Origin of the sequence: Pseudomonas sp. zjy_15, from assembly GCF_043101865.1 — a bacterium.
Classification (GTDB): domain Bacteria; phylum Pseudomonadota; class Gammaproteobacteria; order Pseudomonadales; family Pseudomonadaceae; genus Aquipseudomonas; species Aquipseudomonas putida_Y.
On the sequence record NZ_JBICII010000028.1, the window covers coordinates 11,720 to 33,696 of the forward strand.

The following is a 21,977-nucleotide window of genomic DNA, read 5'->3' on the forward strand; positions in this document are numbered from 1 at the left end:
CCACCACCGGATCCGCCCCCAATGCCCTTTTCCTTTCGCGCCCTGCGTCTGGGGCTGATCACCCTGCTGATCGTGCTGGGTACCGCACTCAGCGCCGGTTGGGCCATGCACCAGGCCAAGCGCCAGGCCATGGAAGACGACGCCAAGCGTGCCAGCCAGCAACTGGGCCTGTACGCCAACGCACTGCACACCCTGATCGAGCGCTACCGCGCCCTCCCCGCCGTGCTGGCGCTAGACCCGGAGCTGATCGCAGCCTTGCGCGGCCCGATCGATGAAGGCGTTCAGAACGCCCTGAACCACAAGCTCGAACGTATCAATGGCGCCGCCAATTCCTCCACCCTCGAACTGCTCGACCGCACCGGCCTGGCCATTGCCGCCAGCAATTGGCGGCTGCCCAGCAGCTACGTCGGCTCCAACTACGGTTTCCGTCCCTACTTCAAGCAAACCCGCAGCCAGGGCAGTGGCCGCTTCTATGCCGTGGGCGTGACCAGTGGCGTGCCGGGCTACTTTCTCGCCAGCGCGGTGAACGACGAGCACGGCCGCTTCCTTGGCGCCATGGTGGTGAAGCTGGAATTCCCCGAGCTGGAACGCGAGTGGCGACAGGGCAACGATATCCTGTTGGTCAGCGACGCCCGCGGTATTACTTTCATTGCAAACCAGGATGGCTGGCGCTACCGCGAGCTTCAGCCGCTCAGTGGTGCCGACCGTGCCGAGCTGGCCGAAACCCGTCAGTACGACAAGCAACCGCTGGTGCCGCTCCAGCATCAGGTGCTGACGCGGTTTGCCCCCTACAGCACCCTTAGCCGCGTGCAAGGCCCCGAGGGTAGCACCGAGTACTTGTGGGAAAGCCTGCCGCTGGAAGGCGAAAACTGGACCTTGCACCTGCTGCGCAAACCGCAGGTCGCTGCCGACGGCCGTAATGCCGCGCTTGGCGCCGCCGCCGTCTGGCTGAGCCTGGTGTTCGCCGTCCTTTTCGTCAGCCAACGCCTGCGCCTGGCACGCCTGCGCCAGCGCAGCCGGCAAGAACTCGAACGCCAGGTCGAGGAGCGCACCCGCGAGCTGCGCACTGCCCAGGAAGGCCTGGTGCAATCAGCCAAGCTGGCCGCACTTGGGCAGATGTCGGCGGCCATGGCCCACGAAATCAACCAACCGCTGACCACCCAACGTATGCAGTTGGAGACGCTGCGCCTGCTGCTTGACCATGGTCGCCACGACGAAGCACGGCAAGCGCTGGAGCCGCTGGAACAGATGCTCACGCGCATGGCAGCGCTGACCAGCCACCTGAAAACCTTTGCCCGCAACAGCCCGATGGGCCTGCGCGAACGCCTCGACCTGGCAACCGTGGTCGATCAGGCCTTGCACCTGCTGGAAGCGCGCATTCGCAGCGAGGAAGTGGAGGTGGCTCTGTACCTGGCACGCCCGGCCTGGGTACGCGGCGATGCCATACGCCTGGAGCAGGTGCTGATAAACCTCCTGCACAATGCACTCGACGCGATGATCGACAAGCGCTACAAACGCCTGGAGATCCGCATCGAACCCGACGGAGAGCTATGGCGCCTGAGCGTGCTCGACTCGGGTGGCGGCATTGCCGAAGCCGACCTGCCCAAGATCTTCGACCCGTTCTTCACCACCAAACCGGTGGGGGAAGGGCTAGGGCTGGGCCTGGCCATTTCTTACGGCATCGTCCATGAGGCCGGCGGCCAGCTGCGGGCCGAAAACCTGCCTGGCGGCGCGCGCCTGAGCCTTACCCTGCCCCGTGACCTGGAGCCTGTATGTTGAATTCGGTGATCGTCGTCGATGATGAAGCCAGTATCCGCACTGCTGTCGAGCAATGGCTGAGCCTGTCAGGCTTCAGCGTGCAGTTGTTCGCTCGCGCCGAAGAGTGCCTGGCGCACCTGCCGCAGCACTTCCCTGGGGTGATCATCAGCGATGTGCGCATGCCGGGTATGGATGGCCTGCAATTGCTCGAACGCCTGCAAGCGAACGACCCCGACCTGCCCGTGATTCTGCTGACCGGTCACGGTGATGTACCGATGGCGGTAGAAGCCATGCGCAGCGGGGCCTATGACTTCCTGGAAAAACCCTTCACGCCGCAAGACTTGCTGGGCAGCCTGCGTCGCGCCCTGGAAAAGCGCCAGCTGGTGCTGGAGAACCGCCGGCTCCACGAGCAGGCCGACCTCAAGTCACGCCTGGAAGTCACGCTGCTGGGCATGTCCCAGGGCCTGCAACAGCTGCGCCGGCAAGTCCTGGACCTGGCCAGCCTGCCGGTAAACGTACTGATCCGCGGTGAAACCGGCAGTGGCAAGGAGCGGGTGGCCCGCTGCCTGCACGACTTTGGTCCTCGCGCCGCCAAGCCCTTTGTAGCCCTTAACTGCGCGGCCATCCCCGAATCGCTGTTCGAGGCCGAACTGTTCGGCCATGAGAGCGGTGCCTTCACGGGCGCCCAGGGTAAACGGATCGGCAAGCTGGAGTACGCCAACGGTGGCACCGTGTTCCTCGACGAAATCGAGAGCATGCCACTGGCCCAACAAGCCAAGCTGTTGCGGGTGATTCAGGAGCAGAAGTTGGAGCGCCTGGGGGCCAACCAGAGCATCAGCGTGGACCTGCGCATCATTGCGGCGACCAAGCCCGACCTGCTCGGGGAGGCTCGTGCCGGGCGCTTCCGCGAAGACCTGGCCTACCGCCTGAATGTGGCCGAATTGCGCCTGGCACCGCTGCGCGAGCGGCGGGAGGATATTCCGCTGCTGTTCGAACACTTTGCCCGTGCTGCCGGTGAAAAGCTTGGTCGCGCTGCCCCGCCGCTATCGGGTGCACAGCTGGCGCAGCTGCTGTCACATGACTGGCCTGGCAACGTGCGTGAGCTGGCCAATGCGGCGGAGCGGCATGCGTTGGGGCTGGGTTCGCCAAACATCGAGGTTGCACCTGCCGGGCAGTCGCTGGGCGAGCAAATGGAAGCATTCGAGGCGCAATGCCTGCGTGCGGCCTTGCGTCAGCATAGGGGCGAGATCAAGTCGGTGATGGAGGCGTTGCAACTGCCGCGGCGCACGCTTAACGAGAAGATGCAACGGCATGGGCTGGTGCGCGAGGATTTTATTGGGCAGGCATGAGCGGAAATCCGCTTATGACCAGGACCTGGTAGGCGAAAAACTGCTCATCACATCGAGATTTCGGACTGCTTTGCAGCCCTTCGCGGTCAGGCCCGCGCCTGCATAGGGCGGCGCAAGGCCCACTACTGTGCCGGCTTGGGGTATTTGATGCCCTCAAATGAATCAGCCCGCACCCATTTGGCACACCTTCTGCAATTGCCTTGGCAAGCTGCGCCACGGCGCGCTCCACAAAAACAACGAGAAGGTATCCCTGATGGATAACGCCACCTCCCTGCCCGCCGGGGCGGCCACCGCGCCTGCCGCAGAAAAAACCACCGCCAGCCGCTTGAAGTCGATTTTCAGCGGGTCCATCGGCAACATGGTCGAATGGTACGACTGGTACGTCTACGCCGCATTCTCGCTGTACTTCGCCAAGGCCTTCTTCCCGGCCGGCGACTCCACCGCACAACTGCTCAATACCGCCGCGATCTTCGCCGTGGGCTTCCTCATGCGCCCGATCGGTGGCTGGCTGATGGGCCTGTACGCCGACCGCAAGGGCCGCAAGGCCGCGCTGATGGCGTCGGTCCTGCTCATGTGCGCCGGCTCGCTGGTCATCGCCCTGACCCCGGGTTACGAAACCATCGGCGTCGCCGCACCTGTCCTGCTGGTCATCGCGCGCCTGCTGCAGGGCCTGTCGGTGGGTGGTGAATACGGCACCTCGGCCACCTACCTCAGCGAAATGGCCAGCAAGGAGCGCCGTGGTTTCTTCTCCAGCTTCCAGTACGTGACCCTGATCTCCGGCCAGCTCATCGCCCTGGCGGTACTGATCGTCCTGCAACAGACCCTGACCACCGAGCAGTTGTACGCCTGGGGCTGGCGCGTGCCGTTCGTGATCGGTGCGCTGTGCGCGGTGGTGGCCCTGTACCTGCGTCGCGGCATGGAAGAAACCGCCTCGTTCACCAAGAAGGAAAAGGCCAAGGAAAGCCTGATGCGCACCCTGCTGCGTCACCCCAAGGAACTGATGACCGTCGTCGGTCTGACCATGGGCGGTACCCTGGCCTTCTACACCTATACCACCTACATGCAGAAGTACCTGGTCAACACCGTAGGCATGAGCATCAGTGACTCGACCACCATCTCGGCCGCCACGCTGTTCCTGTTCATGTGCCTGCAGCCGGTGATCGGTGGTCTCTCCGACAAGATCGGCCGCCGTCCAATCCTGATCGCCTTCGGTGTGCTCGGCACCCTGTTCACCGTCCCTATCCTCAGCACCCTGCACACCATCCAGAGCTGGTGGGGTGCGTTCTTCCTGATCATGGCAGCGCTGATCATCGTAAGCGGCTATACCTCGATCAACGCCGTGGTCAAAGCCGAGCTGTTCCCTACCGAGATTCGCGCCCTGGGCGTGGGCCTGCCGTATGCCCTGACCGTGTCGATCTTCGGTGGCACCGCCGAATATGTGGCCCTGTGGTTCAAGAGCGCTGGGATGGAGAGCGGCTTCTACTGGTACGTCACCGCCTGTATCGCCTGCTCGCTGCTGGTCTACGCGACCATGAAAGACACCAAGCAGCACTCGCGGATTACCACTGAGTAACGCTGGCCTGGCAGTACTAAAAGGGGCGCTCCATTGCATGGAGCGCCCCTTTTCTATTCAGACTTTTCCTTCTTAACGCCCTATTAATTCCACCTCATCAAGCTGCAATGGCTGGCAGAACGTTGGCGCCCGCAAGGACGCTCCCTAGCCAGGCTTGCGGCCTGAAGCACGACATACGCGCCCAAACACATCGAATAAATAGATTATTAAGCGCTGTTTTTTGCGCTTTTTAATCAAATTATTCGGCGTAGGATTAAACCCATAGAAACAAACAACTCACAAACCCCTGGAGCAACGACCATGAAAAACAAACTGATCCTTACCCTGGCCCTCTCGGTTTTCGCAGCTGGCGCCTTCGCCGAAGATGGCTTCGACCGGACCGACGCTCACACCTTTGCCGCGGCTCAAACCCAGCCCGCCAGCTACGCTGAAGACGGCTTCGATCGCACCGGTGGCCAACGCTTCGCCGAAGATGGCTTCGACCGCACCGGCGGCCAACGCTTCGCCGAAGACGGCTTCGATCGCACCGGCGGCCAACGCTTCGCCGAAGACGGCTTTGATCGCACCGGCGGCCAACGTTTTGCCGAAGATGGCTTCAACCGCACCAACGCGCACCGCATCAGCTGATACCTGATTGCGAGCACCCAGCCCGGCTTCGGCCGGGCTTGATCATTTGCACGCGAGCTCAGGCTTGGCACACTAGGCACCTTGTCCACCAGGAGGTAGGGCCAACAAGGCCAGCACAGATGTATTACTACGAACCCGCCAAAGGCCACGGCCTGCCGCACGACCCGTTCAATGCCATCGTCGGTCCCCGCCCGATCGGCTGGATCTCCTCTCAGGACCGCGAAGGCCGCCTGAACCTGGCGCCTTACAGCTTCTTCAATGCGTTCAACTACATCCCGCCGATCATCGGTTTCTGCAGCGTCGGGCGCAAAGACAGCCTGAACAACATCGAGCAGACCGGTGAGTTCGTCTGGAACCTGGCCACCCGCCCCCTGGCCGAGCAAATGAACCTGAGCTGCGCACCGGTTGCTGCCGAAGTAAACGAATTCGAATTGAGCGGCCTCACTGCCGCACCGTCGAGCATCGTCAAGGTGCCGCGCGTGGGTGAAACGCCGGTAGCCTTCGAGTGCAAGGTCAGCCAGATCGTCCAGCTCAAGCGCGCCGACCAGGAACAGGTGCCCAGCTGGCTTATCCTCGGGGAAGTGGTGGCGGTGCACATTGCCGAACACCTGCTGAACAACGGCATCTACGATACCGCTGCCGCCGAGCCTATTCTGCGGGGGGGTGGCCCGGCGGATTATTTCGAGCTGGGCAACCTGTTCAAGATGGCCCGGCCACCGGCCTGATCACCAGATCAGCTCACCCTCTTCGCTGACGCCCTGCAGGCGTTGCAGCTCGGCGGTGGCCGCTTCGTCGGCGGCCACGGCGCCCTTGAACACCTGCCCGTCGAGAACCTTGTGAAAGCGCGGTGCGCCGCCCATACCCAAGGCTTTGACCGCGATGGCTGCGTTGTAGCCGCCACCTTCCACCGGCACCATCGCCGATACCGCTTCGAAATGAGTGAATTCCCTACGTGCCATGTTGCTGTCCGCGTGATTGAACAAGGGCGTCACTTTACCTCATCCACGCTCAATCGAAGGTATGCAAGTCCAGACTGGTGACCACCTGGGCCTGCACCAGCTCACCGAACACCTCCAGTGTCGGCGAAGCAAAGTAACCACTCATCGCCTGCTGGTCCTGCCAGCTTCCGCTGAGCAACCACAGGTCAGCATCAGCCTGCGAACGCTGCACGGTAAAACTCAGGCAACCCGGTGTACGCCGCGAGGGCTCAAGCAGGTCACGCAGGCGCGCGCCCAGCTCTGCCGAGCGCCCGCTGCTGGCACGGATGAAAGCAAGGTGGGTGACCGGTTGGTTAAGGGTCATTGCACAATCTCCTTGAAGCAGGCGGACGGAAAAGCCAGGCTGCCAAGGTTAGGCGCTCACCCGCGCGGCGCGTTAGGCCATTACTGCACGTCGATTGCCTGATCCTGCAGCGCGGCAGGATCAGGCAATCGACATGCAGCTTTCGACTAGCGCCCGTCTTTGCCCAAACCTATGCTGCGTCGGTCAGCAGAGGAAAGCCATCATGACCACCGCCACGTCCACCGAACCGACCCTGGAACTGCAGCGCCTGGAGCTGGCCGAGCTGATCAACCGCCACGCGGGCGAGCCCCATGGCCCGGCGTCGGCCATCGATGACCTGCACCTGGTGCGCTACACCGAAAATGTGCGTTCTGTGCCCACCCTGGCGCAGCCTGCCCTGTGCATCCTTGCCCAAGGCAGCAAAAGCCTGTTCCTGGGTGACGAGCAGTACGCCTACGACCCACTCCATTACATGGTCGTTTCGGTGACCTTGCCGCTCAGTGCCGTGAGGCTGGATGCCAGCCCCGAGAACCCAAGCCTGGGCCTGCGCATGGACCTGGACCCGGCCGAGATCAGCCAACTGATCGCCGAGAGCGGACCAATGCTGGTACCCAATCGACCTTCCGGCCGTGGTTTGTACGTGGAAAGGACAGATGCCGCATTGCTCGATGCCCTGCTGCGGTTGCTGCGCCTGCTTGACACCCCCCGCGATATCGCAATGCTGGCGCCGCTGTTCCGCCGCGAGATTCTCTACCGCCTGCTGCGTGGGCCGCAGGGTTACCGGCTGTATGAAATTGCCTTGGCCAACAGCCAGACCCACCGGGTTTGCCAGGCCATCACCTGGCTCAACAACAACTTCCAACAGCCGCTGCGTATCGAGGACCTGGCACGTGAGGTCAACCTCAGCACCTCGACCTTGCACCACCGCTTCAAGGCGGTGACCTCGATGAGCCCATTGCAGTACCAGAAGCAACTGCGCCTGCAGGAAGCCCGGCGACTGATGTTGAACGACGGGCTGGAGGCGGCGGTGGCGGCTTATCGGGTGGGTTATGAAAGCCCGTCGCAGTTCAGCCGTGAATACAGCCGGCTTTACGGCGCGCCGCCGATTCGTGATGTGGCTCGGTTGCGGGCTACTGCGGTCTGAAGCTCAACATTCGCCTGCACCGGCGCTTTCGCGGGTAAACCCGCTCCTACAGGTTTTTGCACAGATGCGAAAATTGCGCGCTGCCTGCAGGCGCGAGAGGCCGATACAGGCAATCGCAATGCTTCAACCCAACACCGCGGCCTGCCACTGATTCTGATCCACCTGAATCAAGGTCGGCCCCGTGCGCTCCACCGCTTGCCCGAGCGCCGCCTGCAATTGGGCGATATCGGCCACGTTCTCTGCTGCCGCGCCCAACGCCCGCGCCACGCCGATGAAATCCGGGGTATGGATATCCACCCCGACCGGCTCGATCGCCCGATTGACCATGTATTTCTTGATTTCCTCGTACCCCTGGTTATTCCACAGCAGTACGATCAGCGGTACCTGCGCCTCCACTGCACTGGCCAGTTCCGGCAGGGTGAACTGCAAACCACCATCACCAATCAGGCACACCGCCGGAGCGCGTTCGACGGCCTGCTCGGCACTGCCCAACCAGGCGCCCATGGCTGCTGGCAACGCGTAACCCAAGGTGCCGTACCCGGTCGAGGCGTTGAACCAGCGCCGTGGCTGCTCCATGTCGAGTGTCAGGTTGCCGGTGTACACAGGTTGGGTCGAGTCGCCCACCAGAATCGCATTCGGCAGGCGCTCTAGTATGGCGCTCAGCAAGCGCGTCTGGCTCAGGGTGGGCTGGTCCCAGTCTGCCGCCAGGACCTTGCGCAGATTGGCCACGCGGGCCACGCCCCAAGTGCTTTCGTGCACTGGCTGCGGCTGGGCTTGCAGGGCACCGAGCAGCGCTTCGGCAGCCAGCTCGGCATCGGCTACCAGCGCCAGCTCCGGCAGATAATTGCGCACGGTCTGGTCCGGGTCGATGTCAATGCGCAGCAGACTGCCCGGGATCTCGAAGCCTCCCTTGAAGGTCACGTCATAATCGGTTTCGGCCAGTTCGGTGCCGATCACCAGCACCACGTCAGCCTCGGCCACCAGCGCCCGTGTAGCCGGTAACGACTGGGTCGAGCCGATCTGCAATGGGTGGCTGGCAGGCAGCAAGCCTTTGGCATTGATGGTCAGCGCCACCGGGGCCTGAAGGTGTTCGGCCAGGCGTGCCAGCGCAGCGCCCGCAGCCAACGCCCCGCCACCGGCCAGAATCAGCGGCCGACGTGCACTGGCCAGTCGCTCAGCCATCTGCGCCACGGCCTGAGGTGCAGCCCCTGCCCGACTACCCCGTACAGGGCGTCCCGGCAGCAGGAAGTCGGCCGGTTCAACCAGCACATCGAGCGGGATTTCGATATGTACCGGACGCGGCCGGGCACTGTCGAACACGGCAAATGCCCGGGCCAGCACCTGCGGCAAGTCGGCTGCACTCATCAAAGTGTGGGAAAACGCTGCCACACCCGATACCAGCGCCGCTTGGTTGGGCAGCTCGTGCAGCTTGCCACGGCCACCGCCCAACTGGTCACGGGACTGCACGCTGGAAATCACCAGCATCGGGATCGAGTCGGCATAGGCCTGGCCCATGGCAGTGGTGATATTGGTCATGCCCGGCCCGGTGATAATGAAGCACACCCCGGGTTTGCCGCGGGTGCGCGCATAGCCGTCAGCCATGAACCCGGCACCTTGCTCATGACGTGGGGTGATGTGACGAATGGAAGAGCCCGCCAGGCCACGATAGAGCTCCACGGTATGTACACCGGGGATGCCGAAGACATGATCGACGCCATAGCCTTCAAGGAGATTGACCAGTACTTCGCCGCAGGTTGCCATCAGGGATCACCATGAATCGTGTTGGGGTATGCCCTTATTGGACCCAAGCCACGGCTATCGCCACAATGCAAAAAAACACATACTAGCCATGTCCTGTGATCATGGCTTACTGCAATGAAACGCCTCCCGCCCCTGCCTGCCCTGCACACGTTTCTGGTCACCGCCCAGCAGTGCAACTTCACCCGCGCCGGGCAGCAGTTGCACATCACCCAAGGCGCTGTCAGCCGCCAGATTGCATCCCTCGAAGAACACCTGGGTTATGCCCTGTTCAAGCGCGAGGCCCGCGGGTTAAGCCTGACCCGTGAAGGCCTGGACTGGCTGCCGCGGGTGCAGCAGGTGTTCGCGCTGATCGAACAAGGGGTGCGCGAAGTGGGCGAGCACAGCACCACCCTGCAGCTCAAGGCCCCCACCTGTGTGATGCGTTGGCTGCTGCCGCGCCTGATGGAATGGCAGGCACTGCGCCCGGATGTGCCGGTTGAGCTGACCACGACCGTGCAGCACGGGGTGGATTTGCGTCGCGAGGGCTTCGATGCGGCGGTGGTCTATGGCAATGCGCCAAACCACGGGCTGCACGTGCGCAAGCTGTTCGATGAGCAGCTGACCCCGGTGTGCGCACCGTCACTGCGTGAAGGGCCTGTGCCGTTGCAGCAGGTGGAAGACCTGGCCCGACATATGTTGCTGCATCCCTCGCGGGATGAACACGACTGGCGGTTGTGGTTGCAGGCGGCCGGAGTGACGCTGGCCACGCATGGACCCAAACAGCATTTCGAGACACTGGACATGGCGATGGCCATGGCTTCGCAGGGGACAGGAGTGGCGATCGGTGACTGGTCGCTGATTGGCGATGACCTGCGCGGTGGGCGGTTGTGCATGCCGTTTGCGCTGAAGGTGCTGACAGGCAAGGGGTATTACCTGGTGAGCCAGGCCAGGGGTTTGCCGCCGGGGTTGCTGGAGTTGCTGGACTGGCTGGAGGGCCAGGCCAGCCTGTGACAGCCCTTTCGCGGGGTCGCCCACAGGTATGCACATGCCTTGGGATCTGTGCGGTACCAGTGGGAGCGGGCATGCCCGCGAAGCAGGCGACTCAATGGCCGACTGTGGAGTGCAACCTTGAGCGCCGTCCGTTGAATGGACGGCGCCCTGCCGATCACTCTTCGACGCTCATGTATTCCTTGGCCCAGCGAATGTAGTCTTCAGGCTGGGTGTAGGTGTGCGAGAGTTCGGTGGCACTGAGGTTTTCCGACTTGTTCTGCCGGCCACGCTGCAGCCGCAGGCAGTCGTAAGTGGCCTTGATCGCGGCAAAGTAAGCCGCATGGCCATCGACCACGATGCGCACGCCCAGACGCGCCAGGCGTTCGTCATCGCGCAGGTTCGGGTTGCCATAGGTGACCAGCATCAGCGGCACCGTCAGGTGCTCGGCAATCTGCTCGAGCTGCTCGAAGTCCTTGACCCCTACCATGCAAATACCATCAGCGCCCGCCTTCTGGTAGCTCTGGGTACGCACGATGATTTCTTCGGTGCTGAGTACGCCCGCGTTGGTACGGGCAATGATCGACAGGGACGAGTCGACTCGTGCCTCCAGCGCCGCGCGGATCTTGCCAACCCCCTCCTCGACCGGGATCAGGTCGGTAGACTTGCGCCCGAACTGGGCAGGCAGCAGGGTGTCCTCGATGGTCAGCGCGGCCACACCGGCGCGCTCCAGTTCGGTCACCGTGCGCATCACGTTCAGTGCGTTGCCATAGCCGTGGTCGGCGTCGGCCAGTACCGGCAGTTGCGCGACCCGACCAATGCGGGTGGCCTGCTCGACGAACTCGCTGAGGGTGATCAGAGCGAAGTCCGGAGCAGCCAACACCTGCAACGAGGCGACCGAACCGCCGAGGATACCGACTTCGAAGCCCAGGTCTGCGGCAATGCGTGCCGACATCGGGTCGAACACCGAGGCAGTGTGGAAACAGGAACCTGAAGCGAGCAGCTCGCGGAAGGCAAAACGCAGATCTTGGTGGGAAGCCTTGGGCATGATCACTCCGCAATAATGTTGAAATTTGAACGGTAACTACCGACCCCTGTAATCGGGTCTACCTGACCTGTTCCAACCGTCGCCATCTGGGCGGTCATGCTCGACATGCAGGCAGAGGAATAAAAGGTGTGGGAGACAGCGGACTGAAAAACCTGCGGCAATATGTTGCACCAAGCTGGTGCAAGCCCCGGATTTCAGCCTCTGTGGCATACCAACGATATCACGCAGCCATGCAGCACTGGATGAATGCGCCAATGCCGATATTGCATAGGGGATGCAGATAGTACATAGGAAGCTACCTAACTCAGGGTACAATTCGGGGGCTTCTGTGAGAGCAGGCTTGCCCGCGAAGAGGCTGCCATAGACAAAACAAGGTATTCCCGTGACCGCCGCCCTGCCCCCCACCTCCCTGCGCAACGTGCTCACCGCCCTCATGCTCGCCATCTTCCTTGGCGCTCTGGACCAGACCATCGTCGCCGTCTCGCTGCCCGCCATCTCGGCACAGTTCAGCGATGTCGGCATGCTGGCCTGGGTCATTTCCGGGTACATGGTGGCAATGACCGTGGCCGTGCCGATCTACGGCAAACTGGGCGACCTTTATGGCCGGCGCCGGATGATCCTCACCGGCATCAGCCTGTTCACCCTGGCCTCCATTGCCTGCGCCATGGCCCAGGACATGCCGCAACTGGTGCTGGCCCGGGTACTGCAGGGTATCGGCGCAGGCGGCATGGTCTCGGTGAGCCAGGCAATCATTGGCGACTTCGTGCCCCCACGCGAACGCGGCCGCTACCAGGGCTACTTCAGCAGCATGTACGCCGCGGCCAGCGTGGCTGGGCCAGTGCTGGGCGGCTGGTTGACCGAGTACCTGTCGTGGCGCTGGGTGTTCTGGATCAACCTGCCGCTGGGGCTGGTCGCCTTGTGGGCCATACGCCGTGCGCTCGGCAGCATGCCGGTGCAGCGTCGCGAGGCACAGGTGGACTACCTTGGCGCCATGCTATTGATTCTCGGCCTTGGCAGCCTGCTGCTGGGCATTACCATGGTGGGCCAGGGCCACACCTGGGCCGACCCGGCCGTGCTGGCGCTGTTCGGCTGCGCCCTGCTTGGCCTCACGCTTTTCATCGCCCACGAACGGCGCTGCCCGGAGCCGCTGCTGCCGCTCAGCCTGTTCAGCAACCGAGTGGCAGTGCTGTGCTGGGCAGTGATCTTTTTCGCCAGTTTCCAGTCCATTTCCCTGACCATGCTCATGCCCTTGCGTTACCAAGGCATCACCGGCGCCGGTGCCGACAGCGCCGCCCTGCACCTGCTGCCGCTGGCCATGGGGCTGCCCATGGGCGCCTTCACAGGAGGCCGCATGACCAGCCGGACCGGGCGCTACAAGCCGCAGATCCTGGCCGGTGCACTGCTGATGCCAGTGGCCATTTTCGCGATGGCACTGACTCCGCCGCAATCCGCGTTGCTCGCTGCGCTGTTCATGCTGCTGACCGGCATAGCCTGCGGGCTGCAATTCCCGACCTCGCTGGTGGGCACACAAAGCGCGGTGGCCAGCAAGGACATCGGCGTGGCCACCAGCACCACCAACCTGTTCCGTTCGCTGGGCGGAGCCATGGGCGTGGCGTGCATGTCCAGCCTGTTGCTGGCACTGCTGCATCAGGGTGGTTTCGAACTGTCGGTCAATCCGTTGCTGGGGAGCTTGAAGGCCGCAGAGGTGGACCTGGTGACTCAGGGACGGTTGCTGGAGACGTTCAGACAACTGTTGATGGGGAGTGCGCTTGTCGCGGTGCTGGGCCTGTTTGCGGCATTCGCTCTACCCGACCGGCAATTGCGCGGCCGCTGAAAGTTGCGCAATCGCTGCAAGAGCCGCCTTGTGCTGCGCACAGCCGCAAGGCAGCCGCGCCCTTAATCCCCCCTTAACACAAACGGGAAACACTCCCTCACAATCCTTCACAAAGTGTCATTTGCGCAGAGCCGGGCTCAAGCGCAGCATATCCAGCCCGGTGTCGACCCATTTTTCGACATCACCCAACAGATCGACACTGTCAGGCAGCAAGAGCCAGCGCCCGATCAGGCCATCGACATAGGCAAACATGGCCACCGCCGCGCGCTCGACATCCAGCTCGCCAGGCAACTGGCCCCGGCGTACGGCATTGGCCAGCGCCAGGGTGATGCCCTTGTGGCAATCCAGCACCGCACACTGGCGCTGCTGGCGAATTTCACACATATCATCGGTGAACTCGCACTTGTGATGCAGGATTTCATTGATACGACGGGTTCGGGCATCGAGCACCAGCTCGTTGAACACCTGCAACAGCAGCTTGCGCATGCAGCCAAGCGGGTCGACTTCATCCTCGCTTTCGCTAGCGCGCGCCAAATGGTCATGGGTCTCGTGCAGGCTGTCGAGCAACGCCTGCACCAGCTCGGCCTTGTTATTGAAGTGCCAGTAGATCGCCCCCCGCGTCACACCCGCCAGTTCGGCGATGTCGGCCAGGGTGGTTCGCGCAACCCCGCGCTTGTAGAAAGCCCTTTCCGCCGCCTCGATGATCTGGGCGCGGGTTTCCTGGGCTTCTTCTTTGGTTCTACGGACCATGGCAGTACAACCTCATCTGGCCCGAACGCGCAGCGCGTGCGGGAAACGCTCCGGGGAACCTCTGCAGGGGCCTCTCGGATGAGCTAATCAAACGCTGAGGCAGTACCGGAGTACAGCCCAGCAGTATTTACAAACAACCATGAATGTAAGTATATTTCTTAGCAAGCTATTTATCCACCGGATAGCATTTTTTCCAGATCAAGATCTCTTCCATTACTCTTGAGCGTCTCCCTGCTCCAGCGACCCGAGGATCCTCATGCAATTCAAGCCAGCCGTTACCGCTCTGGTTTCCGCCGTCGCCCTGGCAACACTGCTCAGTGGCTGTAAGAAAGAAGAAGCAGCGCCAGCGGCGCAGGCTCCTCAGGTCGGCGTCGTGACCATCCAGCCGCAAGCCTTCACCCTCACCTCGGAATTGCCGGGGCGTACCAGTGCCTACCGCGTCGCCGAAGTGCGCCCGCAGGTCAACGGCATCATCCTCAAGCGCCTGTTCAAGGAAGGCAGTGAGGTCAAGGAAGGCCAGCAGTTGTATCAGATCGACCCTGCCGTGTACGAAGCCACCCTGGCCAATGCCAAGGCCAACCTGCTGGCTACACGCTCGCTGGCCGAACGCTACAAGCAACTGATTGACGAACAGGCCGTCTCCAAACAGGAATATGACGACGCCAATGCCAAACGATTGCAGGCCGAGGCTTCGCTCAAGAGCGCACAGATCGACCTGCGCTACACCAAGGTTCTGGCGCCGATCAGCGGCCGTATCGGCCGTTCTTCGTTCACCGAAGGTGCACTGGTGAGCAATGGTCAGACCGATGCCATGGCCACCATCCAGCAGCTCGACCCTATTTATGTCGACGTTACCCAGTCCACCGCCGAGCTGCTCAAGTTGCGCCGTGACCTGGAAAGCGGTCAGTTGCAGAAGGCTGGCGACAACGCCGCCTCGGTTCAGTTGGTGCTGGAGGACGGCAGCCTGTTCAAACAGGAAGGCCGCCTGGAATTCTCCGAAGTCGCGGTCGACGAGACCACAGGCTCTGTGACCCTGCGCGCCCTGTTCCCCAACCCCGATCACACCCTGCTGCCAGGCATGTTCGTGCATGCGCGGCTCAAGGCCGGTGTCAACGCCAACGCCATCCTGGCACCGCAACAAGGCGTGACCCGCGACCTCAAGGGCGCACCAACCGCCCTGGTGGTCAACCAGGAGAACAAGGTCGAACTGCGCCAGCTCAAGGCGAGCCGCACCTTGGGTAGCGACTGGCTGATCGAGGAAGGCCTCAACCCGGGTGACCGCCTGATCACCGAAGGGCTGCAGTACGTGCGCCCGGGCGTCGAGGTGAAGGTCAGCGAAGCCACCAACGTCAAGAAGCCGGCCGGCCCTGTTCAGGCCAACGCGGCGAAAGCAGACGCCAAAGCGGAGTAAACCATGTCGAAGTTCTTTATCGATCGCCCGATCTTCGCCTGGGTGATCGCGTTGGTGATCATGCTGGTCGGGGCCTTGTCGATCCTGAAGCTGCCGATCAACCAGTACCCCAGTATCGCGCCGCCGGCCATCGCCATCGCCGTGACCTACCCGGGCGCCTCGGCGCAAACCGTGCAGGACACCGTGGTGCAGGTGATCGAGCAGCAGCTCAACGGTATCGACAACCTGCGTTATGTGTCGTCGGAAAGTAACTCCGACGGCAGCATGACCATTACCGCCACCTTCGAACAGGGCACCAACCCCGACACCGCGCAGGTACAGGTACAGAACAAGCTGAACCTGGCCACACCACTGCTGCCGCAGGAAGTGCAGCAGCAAGGTATCCGCGTCACCAAAGCAGTGAAGAACTTCCTGCTGGTGATCGGCCTGGTCTCCGAAGACGGCAGCATGACCAAGGACGACCTGGCCAACTACATCGTCTCGAACATGCAGGACCCGATCTCGCGTACTGCGGGTGTGGGTGACTTCCAGGTGTTCGGTGCGCAGTACGCCATGCGTATCTGGCTCGATCCGGCCAAGCTGAACAAGTTCCAGCTGACCCCGGTCGACGTCAAGACCGCCGTGGCCGCACAGAACGTGCAGGTGTCCTCCGGCCAGCTCGGCGGCCTGCCAGCCCTGCCGGGCACCCAGCTGAACGCCACCATCATCGGCAAGACCCGCCTGCAAACCGCCGAGCAGTTCGAGAATATCCTGCTGAAGGTCAACAAAGACGGTTCACAGGTGCGTCTGGGCGACGTCGCCCAAGTGGGCCTGGGGGGTGAAAACTACGCAGTCAGCGCCCAGTTCAACGGCAAGCCGGCTTCCGGCCTGGCGGTAAAACTGGCAACCGGCGCCAACGCCCTGGACACCGCCAAGGCACTGCGCCAGACCATCGCCGACCTGGAACCGTTCTTCCCGCCTGGAGTGAAAGCGGTATTCCCGTATGACACCACCCCAGTGGTCACCGAATCGATCAGCGGCGTGATCCACACCCTGATCGAAGCCGTGGTTCTGGTGTTCCTGGTGATGTACCTGTTCCTGCAGAACTTCCGCGCCACCATCATCACCACCATGACCGTACCGGTCGTATTGCTGGGTACCTTCGGCATCCTTGCCGCCGCGGGCTTCAGCATCAACACCCTGACCATGTTCGCCATGGTCCTCGCCATCGGCTTGCTGGTGGATGACGCCATCGTCGTGGTGGAGAACGTCGAGCGGGTAATGTCCGAGGAAGGCTTGCCGCCCAAGGAGGCTACCAAGCGCTCGATGGAACAGATCCAGGGTGCCTTGGTGGGTATCGCCCTGGTGCTCTCGGCCGTACTGCTGCCCATGGCGTTCTTCGGCGGCTCCACGGGTGTGATCTACCGGCAGTTCTCCATCACCATCGTCTCGGCCATGGGCCTGTCGGTGCTGGTTGCGCTTATCTTCACCCCGGCGCTTTGCGCAACCATGCTCAAGCCGCTGAAGAAGGGCGAGCACCACACCGCCAAAGGCGGGTTCTTCGGCTGGTTCAACCGCAACTTCGACCGCAGCGTCAATGGCTACGAGCGCAGTGTAGGCACCATCCTGCGCAACAAGGTGCCATTCCTGCTGGCCTATGCGCTGATCGTGGTCGGCATGATCTGGCTGTTCGCCCGCATCCCCACCGCGTTCCTGCCGGAAGAAGACCAAGGCGTACTGTTCGCCCAGGTGCAGACCCCGGCCGGCTCCAGTGCCGAGCGTACACAGGCTGTGGTCGACCAGATGCGCGAATACCTGCTCAAGGACGAAGCCGATACCGTATCGTCGGTATTCACCGTCAACGGTTTCAACTTCGCAGGCCGCGGCCAGAGCTCGGGCATGGCATTCATCATGCTCAAACCATGGGATGAACGCTCGAAGGAGAACAGCGTGTTCGCCCTGGCACAGCGTGCCCAGCAGCACTTCTTCACCTTCCGCGATGCAATGGTGTTCGCCTTCGCCCCGCCAGCGGTGCTTGAACTGGGTAACGCCACCGGCTTCGACGTGTTCCTTCAGGACCGCGGCGGTGTCGGCCACGAGAAGTTGATGGAGGCGCGCAACCAGTTCCTGGCCAAAGCCGCGCAGAGCAAGATCCTCAGCGCCGTGCGACCGAACGGCCTGAACGATGAACCGCAGTACCAGCTGACCATTGATGACGAACGTGCCAGCGCCTTGGGCGTGACCATTGCCGACATCAACAACACCCTGTCGATTGCGCTGGGCGCCAGCTACGTCAACGACTTCATCGACCGTGGCCGGGTCAAGAAGGTGTACATCCAGGGCGAACCAAGCGCGCGGATGAGCCCGGAAGACCTGCAAAAATGGTACGTGCGCAACGGCGCAGGCGAGATGGTGCCGTTCTCCTCCTTCGCCAAAGGCGAATGGACCTACGGCTCGCCAAAGCTGTCGCGTTACAACGGTGTCGAAGCGATGGAGATCCTCGGTGCACCGGCGCCTGGCTACAGTACCGGTGAAGCCATGGCCGAGGTCGAGCGCATTGCTGGCGAGCTGCCAAGCGGTATCGGCTTCTCCTGGACCGGCATGTCCTACGAGGAAAAACTCTCCGGCTCGCAGATGCCGGCGCTGTTCGCCCTCTCGGTACTGTTCGTGTTCCTGTGCCTGGCAGCCCTGTACGAAAGCTGGTCGATCCCGATCGCCGTGGTGCTGGTAGTACCGCTGGGTATCATCGGTGCACTGATCGCCACCAGCCTGCGCGGCCTGTCCAACGACGTGTACTTCCTGGTTGGCCTGTTGACCACCATCGGTCTTGCGGCGAAAAACGCCATTCTGATCGTCGAGTTCGCCAAGGAGCTGCACGAACAAGGCCGTAGCCTGTACGACTCAGCGATCGAAGCGTGCCGCATGCGTCTGCGCCCGATCATCATGACCTCGCTGGCGTTCATCCTGGGCGTGGTGCCGTTGACCATCGCCAGCGGCGCCGGCGCCGGCAGCCAGCACGCCATCGGTACTGGCGTGATCGGCGGCATGATCAGTGCGACCGTGCTGGCTATCTTCTGGGTACCACTGTTCTTCGTCGCAGTGTCGTCGCTGTTCGGCAGCAAAGAGCCGGAAAAAGACGTCACCCCTGAAAATCCACGTTATGAGGCTGGGCAATGACCAAGTCTTTGTTGTCCCTGGCGGTAACCGCTTTCATTCTTGGCGGCTGCTCGCTGATCCCTGACTACCAGACCCCGGAAGCGCCGGTGGCTGCGCAGTGGCCACAAGGCCCTGCCTATTCGCCGACGCAATCGGCGGATGTCGCCGCTGCTGAACAGGGCTGGCGTCAGTTCTTCCACGACCCAGCGCTACAACAGCTGATCCAGACCGCGCTGGTCAATAACCGCGACCTGCGCGTTGCGGCGCTGAACCTCGACGCCTACCGTGCGCAATACCGCATTCAGCGCGCCGACCTGTTCCCGGCGGTTTCGGCCACCGGCAGCGGCAGCCGCCAGCGTGTCCCGGCGAACATGTCGCAAACAGGTGAATCTGGCATCACCAGCCAGTACTCGGCCACTTTGGGCGTCAGCGCCTACGAGCTGGACCTGTTCGGCCGCGTGCGCAGCCTGACCGAGCAGGCCCTGGAAACCTACCTCTCCAGCGAGCAGGCGCGTCGTTCCACGCAGATCGCCCTGGTAGCCAGCGTGGCCAACGCCTACTACACCTGGCAGGCCGACCAGGCCCTGTTCAAGCTGACCGAAGAAACGCTGAAGACCTACGAGGAAAGCTACAACCTCACCCGTCGCAGCAATGAAGTCGGCGTGGCCTCGGCCCTGGACGTCAGCCAGGCGCGCACCGCCGTGGAAGGCGCCCGGGTCAAGTACTCGCAGTACCAGCGCCTGGTCGCCCAGGACGTCAACAGCCTGACTGTGCTGCTGGGTACCGGCATTCCTGCCGACCTGGCCAAGCCGCTGGCGCTCGATGACGACCAACTGGCCGAAGTACCGGCCGGCCTGCCATCGGATATCCTCCAGCGTCGCCCGGACATTCAGGAAGCCGAGCACCTGCTCAAGGCCGCCAACGCCAACATTGGCGCAGCCCGCGCAGCGTTCTTCCCGAGCATCAGCCTGACCGCCAACGCCGGCAGCCTGAGCCCCGACATGGGCCACCTGTTCTCGGGCGGCCAGGGCACCTGGCTGTTCCAGCCGCAGATCAACCTGCCGATCTTCAACGCCGGCAGCCTGAAAGCCAGCCTGGACTACTCGAAAATCCAGAAGGACATCAACGTCGCCAAGTACGAAAAAACCATCCAGACGGCCTTCCAGGAAGTCTCCGATGGCCTGGCGGCGCGCAAGACCTTCGACGAGCAGTTGCAAGCCCAGCGCGACCTGGTGCAGGCAAACCAGGACTACTACCGCCTGGCCGAACGCCGCTACCGCATCGGGATTGACAGCAACCTGACCTTCCTCGACGCCCAACGCAACCTGTTCAGTGCCCAGCAAGCACTGATCGGAGACCGCCTGTCGCAGCTGACCAGCGAGGTCAACCTGTACAAGGCGCTTGGCGGTGGCTGGTACGAGCAGACCGGGCAGGCCAACCAGCAAGCATCGGTGGAAACACCGAGAGGCTGATCGGCCTTGTTACAGCACAAGCCCACCCTTAGCGGTGGGCTTTGCTTTTTTACTGCCTGTGCCGGCCAGTATCCCCTGGTGATTCACCGTCGCAGCCACCACCGTATTCGCGGGTGAACCCGCTCCTATACGGATCGTGTGGTGGACACATATCGGTGGTTGGGCGCAAGCCGTTGTAGGAGCGGGTTTACCCGCGAAGAGGCCAGCACAGGAGACTTATTAACCAACCAGAACATTCCGTTCGATTATCGCCCCGTTCCGTTTGCGGCGAATTGCCTCACCCCCGCACAACCCCGCACCATCCCCCCACGCAACGTTGCCCAAGTTCATCAAAAAACACCCGCATCTGCAGGCTCGATCCCGCAGTGCACTGGCTCGACCATAAAAACAAGAGATTCACGACAGATGAGCATTTCGCTACCCGCACGCCAGCTGCTGCCCGGCCTGCTGGCCATGTCCTGCGCCCTCCCCGTGTTCGCCGCCAACGAAGGTGGTTTCATCGAGGACGCCAAGGCCACCCTCAACCTGCGCAACTTCTACATCAACCGCAACTTCGTCGACCCGGCCCACCCACAGGGCAAGGCCGAGGAATGGACGCAAAGCTTCATCCTCGATGCCCGCTCCGGTTTCACCCAGGGCACGGTCGGCTTCGGCGTGGACGTACTGGGGCTGTACTCGGTCAAGCTCGACGGCGGCAGAGGCACCACCAACACTCACTTGCTACCTGTGCATGACGACGGGCGCCCGGCCGATGACTTCGGCAGGCTGGGTGTGGCGCTGAAAGCCAAGCTGTCCGAAACCGAGCTGAAAGTCGGTGAATGGATGCCGGTACTGCCAATCCTGCGTTCAGACGATGGTCGCTCGTTGCCGCAAACCTTCCGCGGTGGTCAACTGACCTCCAGGGAAATCGCCGGCCTGACCCTGTACGCCGGCCAGTTCCGCGGCAATAGCCCGCGCAACGATGCCAGCATGGAAGACATGTCGCTCAACGGCAAAGCTGCCTTCACCTCCGACCGTTTCAACTTTGGCGGCGGTGAGTACAGCTTCAACGACAAGCGCACCATGATCGGCCTGTGGGATGCCCAGCTCAAGGACATCTACCGCCAGCAGTACCTCAACCTGACGCACAGCCAGCCGCTGGGCGACTGGACGCTGGGCGCCAACCTGGGCTACTTCATCGGCAAGGAAGATGGCGCCGAACGTGCCGGCAAGCTGGACAACCGCACCGCCTCCGCCCTGCTTTCGGCGCGCTACCAAGGCCACACTTTTTACGTTGGCCTGCAGAAGGTCAGCGGCGATGACGCCTGGATGCGGGTCAATGGCACCAGTGGCGGTAGCCTGGCCAACGACAGTTACAATTCAAGCTTCGACAATGCCAAGGAGCGTTCCTGGCAGGTTCGCCATGACTTCAACTTCGCCGCCGTCGGCGTACCCGGCCTGACCCTGATGAACCGTTATATCAAGGGTGAAAACGTCACCGCGGGCAGCGTGGACGATGGCAAGGAATGGGCGCGGGAAACAGAGCTGGCCTATGTGGTGCAGTCGGGCAGCTTCAAGGACCTGTCGGTGAAATGGCGCAACTCGACCATGCGTCGCGACTTCAGCACCAACGCGTTCGATGAGAATCGCTTGATTGTGAGTTACCCACTGAACCTTCTGTGAATCGAATGGCCTCTTCGCGGATGAACACGCGAAGAGGCCAGATGCCCCTCAAGTGACCTAAAGCTATAAACATTCATGCACCTTCTTTGAGGGCATGATTTGCTACAGCTGAATAAAACCCTGCCATGAATTTGCCAGTGCGAGCTGCCGCCATTCGCTGAGATGATGATAGTGGCGACTGCAGGCTATCCTGATCACTATCCGCT

General features: G+C 62.3%; 17 protein-coding genes. 12 read left to right on the forward strand and 5 right to left on the reverse strand.

Annotated elements, in window-relative coordinates:
* The first annotated feature begins 21 nt into the window (after window positions 1-21).
* The 5 genes from ACF8EF_RS04105 to ACF8EF_RS04125 all read left to right on the forward strand — a co-directional run bounded on the left by ACF8EF_RS04105 (window position 22) and on the right by ACF8EF_RS04125 (window position 6,032).
* Complete coding sequence (locus ACF8EF_RS04105; RefSeq protein ID WP_392460424.1) at window positions 22-1,779, forward strand: ATP-binding protein; 1,758 nt, start codon at window positions 22-24, stop codon at window positions 1,777-1,779.
* Entirely contained in the window at window positions 1,773-3,107 is a 1,335-nt protein-coding gene (locus tag ACF8EF_RS04110) for a sigma-54-dependent transcriptional regulator (RefSeq protein ID WP_392460425.1), read from the forward strand. Before ACF8EF_RS04105 ends, ACF8EF_RS04110 begins: the two co-directional genes overlap by 7 nt.
* Window positions 3,108-3,360: 253 nt before the next feature.
* Entirely contained in the window at window positions 3,361-4,680 is a 1,320-nt protein-coding gene (locus ACF8EF_RS04115; protein ID WP_176682656.1) for an MFS transporter, read from the forward strand.
* Window positions 4,681-4,980: 300 nt separating this feature from the next.
* The gene (locus ACF8EF_RS04120; RefSeq protein WP_209963741.1) at window positions 4,981-5,307 is read left to right on the forward strand and encodes a hypothetical protein; all 327 of its coding nucleotides are present in this window, start codon (window positions 4,981-4,983) and stop codon (window positions 5,305-5,307) included.
* Window positions 5,308-5,426: 119 nt separating this feature from the next.
* The gene (locus ACF8EF_RS04125; RefSeq protein WP_010952506.1) at window positions 5,427-6,032 is read left to right on the forward strand and encodes a flavin reductase family protein; all 606 of its coding nucleotides are present in this window, start codon (window positions 5,427-5,429) and stop codon (window positions 6,030-6,032) included.
* On the opposite strand, the gene ACF8EF_RS04130 is transcribed toward ACF8EF_RS04125, so the two are convergent.
* Both ACF8EF_RS04130 and ACF8EF_RS04135 read right to left on the reverse strand, forming a co-directional pair.
* Window positions 6,033-6,299 carry a hypothetical protein gene (locus ACF8EF_RS04130; protein WP_176682654.1) on the reverse strand — a complete coding sequence of 89 codons (267 nt, stop codon included), beginning with the start codon at window positions 6,297-6,299 and terminating at the stop codon, window positions 6,033-6,035.
* A 16-nt stretch (window positions 6,300-6,315) separates the two neighbouring features.
* Complete coding sequence (locus ACF8EF_RS04135) at window positions 6,316-6,609, reverse strand: putative quinol monooxygenase (protein ID WP_176682653.1); 294 nt, start codon at window positions 6,607-6,609, stop codon at window positions 6,316-6,318.
* A 202-nt stretch (window positions 6,610-6,811) separates the two neighbouring features.
* On the opposite strand from ACF8EF_RS04135, the gene ACF8EF_RS04140 reads away from it, so the two are divergent.
* Window positions 6,812-7,732 carry an AraC family transcriptional regulator gene (locus tag ACF8EF_RS04140; protein ID WP_176682652.1) on the forward strand — a complete coding sequence of 307 codons (921 nt, stop codon included), beginning with the start codon at window positions 6,812-6,814 and terminating at the stop codon, window positions 7,730-7,732.
* A gap of 123 nt (window positions 7,733-7,855) precedes the next feature.
* On the opposite strand, the gene ACF8EF_RS04145 is transcribed toward ACF8EF_RS04140, so the two are convergent.
* The gene (locus ACF8EF_RS04145) at window positions 7,856-9,493 is read right to left on the reverse strand and encodes a 5-guanidino-2-oxopentanoate decarboxylase (RefSeq protein ID WP_392460426.1); all 1,638 of its coding nucleotides are present in this window, start codon (window positions 9,491-9,493) and stop codon (window positions 7,856-7,858) included.
* A gap of 114 nt (window positions 9,494-9,607) precedes the next feature.
* Here ACF8EF_RS04145 and ACF8EF_RS04150 point away from each other — a divergent pair, with 114 nt between their 5' ends.
* Complete coding sequence (locus ACF8EF_RS04150; RefSeq protein ID WP_392460427.1) at window positions 9,608-10,483, forward strand: LysR substrate-binding domain-containing protein; 876 nt, start codon at window positions 9,608-9,610, stop codon at window positions 10,481-10,483.
* 154 nt (window positions 10,484-10,637) lie between these two features.
* Here ACF8EF_RS04150 and ACF8EF_RS04155 read toward each other — a convergent pair whose 3' ends face one another.
* On the reverse strand, window positions 10,638-11,507 hold the full coding sequence (locus ACF8EF_RS04155) for an oxaloacetate decarboxylase (RefSeq protein WP_103463020.1): 870 nt from the start codon (window positions 11,505-11,507) through the stop codon (window positions 10,638-10,640).
* 382 nt (window positions 11,508-11,889) lie between these two features.
* On the opposite strand from ACF8EF_RS04155, the gene ACF8EF_RS04160 reads away from it, so the two are divergent.
* Window positions 11,890-13,341, forward strand: coding sequence for an MDR family MFS transporter (locus ACF8EF_RS04160; protein WP_176682648.1), 1,452 nt, complete (start codon window positions 11,890-11,892; stop codon window positions 13,339-13,341).
* 117 nt (window positions 13,342-13,458) lie between these two features.
* Here ACF8EF_RS04160 and ttgR read toward each other — a convergent pair whose 3' ends face one another.
* Entirely contained in the window at window positions 13,459-14,091 is a 633-nt protein-coding gene (ttgR, locus tag ACF8EF_RS04165) for an efflux transport transcriptional regulator TtgR (RefSeq protein ID WP_176682647.1), read from the reverse strand.
* 256 nt (window positions 14,092-14,347) lie between these two features.
* Here ttgR and ttgA point away from each other — a divergent pair, with 256 nt between their 5' ends.
* The 4 genes from ttgA (at window position 14,348) to ACF8EF_RS04185 (ending at window position 21,771) form a co-directional block, all read left to right on the forward strand.
* Window positions 14,348-15,502, forward strand: a complete 1,155-nt coding sequence (gene ttgA / locus ACF8EF_RS04170) for a toluene efflux RND transporter periplasmic adaptor subunit TtgA (protein ID WP_176682646.1) — start codon at window positions 14,348-14,350, stop codon at window positions 15,500-15,502.
* A 3-nt stretch (window positions 15,503-15,505) separates the two neighbouring features.
* Window positions 15,506-18,658: a multidrug efflux RND transporter permease subunit TtgB gene (gene ttgB, locus ACF8EF_RS04175; RefSeq protein WP_084850834.1), complete on the forward strand. Its 3,153-nt coding sequence runs from the start codon at window positions 15,506-15,508 to the stop codon at window positions 18,656-18,658.
* Window positions 18,655-20,109 carry an AdeC/AdeK/OprM family multidrug efflux complex outer membrane factor gene (locus tag ACF8EF_RS04180; protein ID WP_392460428.1) on the forward strand — a complete coding sequence of 485 codons (1,455 nt, stop codon included), beginning with the start codon at window positions 18,655-18,657 and terminating at the stop codon, window positions 20,107-20,109. The genes ttgB and ACF8EF_RS04180 overlap by 4 nt, the downstream gene beginning before the upstream one ends.
* A gap of 405 nt (window positions 20,110-20,514) precedes the next feature.
* Window positions 20,515-21,771, forward strand: coding sequence for an OprD family porin (locus tag ACF8EF_RS04185; protein ID WP_176682644.1), 1,257 nt, complete (start codon window positions 20,515-20,517; stop codon window positions 21,769-21,771).
* The last annotated feature ends 206 nt before the right edge of the window (window positions 21,772-21,977 follow it).

Coding starts and splice junctions, on each gene's coding strand:
- ACF8EF_RS04180 (WP_392460428.1), top strand. CDS start 18,655: ATGACCAAGTCTTTGTTGTCCCTGGCGGTAACCGCTTTCATTCTTGGC.
- ACF8EF_RS04115 (WP_176682656.1), top strand. CDS start 3,361: ATGGATAACGCCACCTCCCTGCCCGCCGGGGCGGCCACCGCGCCTGCC.
- ACF8EF_RS04145 (WP_392460426.1), bottom strand. CDS start 9,493: ATGGCAACCTGCGGCGAAGTACTGGTCAATCTCCTTGAAGGCTATGGC.
- ACF8EF_RS04185 (WP_176682644.1), top strand. CDS start 20,515: ATGAGCATTTCGCTACCCGCACGCCAGCTGCTGCCCGGCCTGCTGGCC.
- ACF8EF_RS04105 (WP_392460424.1), top strand. CDS start 22: ATGCCCTTTTCCTTTCGCGCCCTGCGTCTGGGGCTGATCACCCTGCTG.
- ttgA (WP_176682646.1), top strand. CDS start 14,348: ATGCAATTCAAGCCAGCCGTTACCGCTCTGGTTTCCGCCGTCGCCCTG.
- ACF8EF_RS04125 (WP_010952506.1), top strand. CDS start 5,427: ATGTATTACTACGAACCCGCCAAAGGCCACGGCCTGCCGCACGACCCG.
- ACF8EF_RS04150 (WP_392460427.1), top strand. CDS start 9,608: ATGAAACGCCTCCCGCCCCTGCCTGCCCTGCACACGTTTCTGGTCACC.
- ttgB (WP_084850834.1), top strand. CDS start 15,506: ATGTCGAAGTTCTTTATCGATCGCCCGATCTTCGCCTGGGTGATCGCG.
- ttgR (WP_176682647.1), bottom strand. CDS start 14,091: ATGGTCCGTAGAACCAAAGAAGAAGCCCAGGAAACCCGCGCCCAGATC.
- ACF8EF_RS04155 (WP_103463020.1), bottom strand. CDS start 11,507: ATGCCCAAGGCTTCCCACCAAGATCTGCGTTTTGCCTTCCGCGAGCTG.
- ACF8EF_RS04120 (WP_209963741.1), top strand. CDS start 4,981: ATGAAAAACAAACTGATCCTTACCCTGGCCCTCTCGGTTTTCGCAGCT.
- ACF8EF_RS04110 (WP_392460425.1), top strand. CDS start 1,773: ATGTTGAATTCGGTGATCGTCGTCGATGATGAAGCCAGTATCCGCACT.
- ACF8EF_RS04135 (WP_176682653.1), bottom strand. CDS start 6,609: ATGACCCTTAACCAACCGGTCACCCACCTTGCTTTCATCCGTGCCAGC.
- ACF8EF_RS04140 (WP_176682652.1), top strand. CDS start 6,812: ATGACCACCGCCACGTCCACCGAACCGACCCTGGAACTGCAGCGCCTG.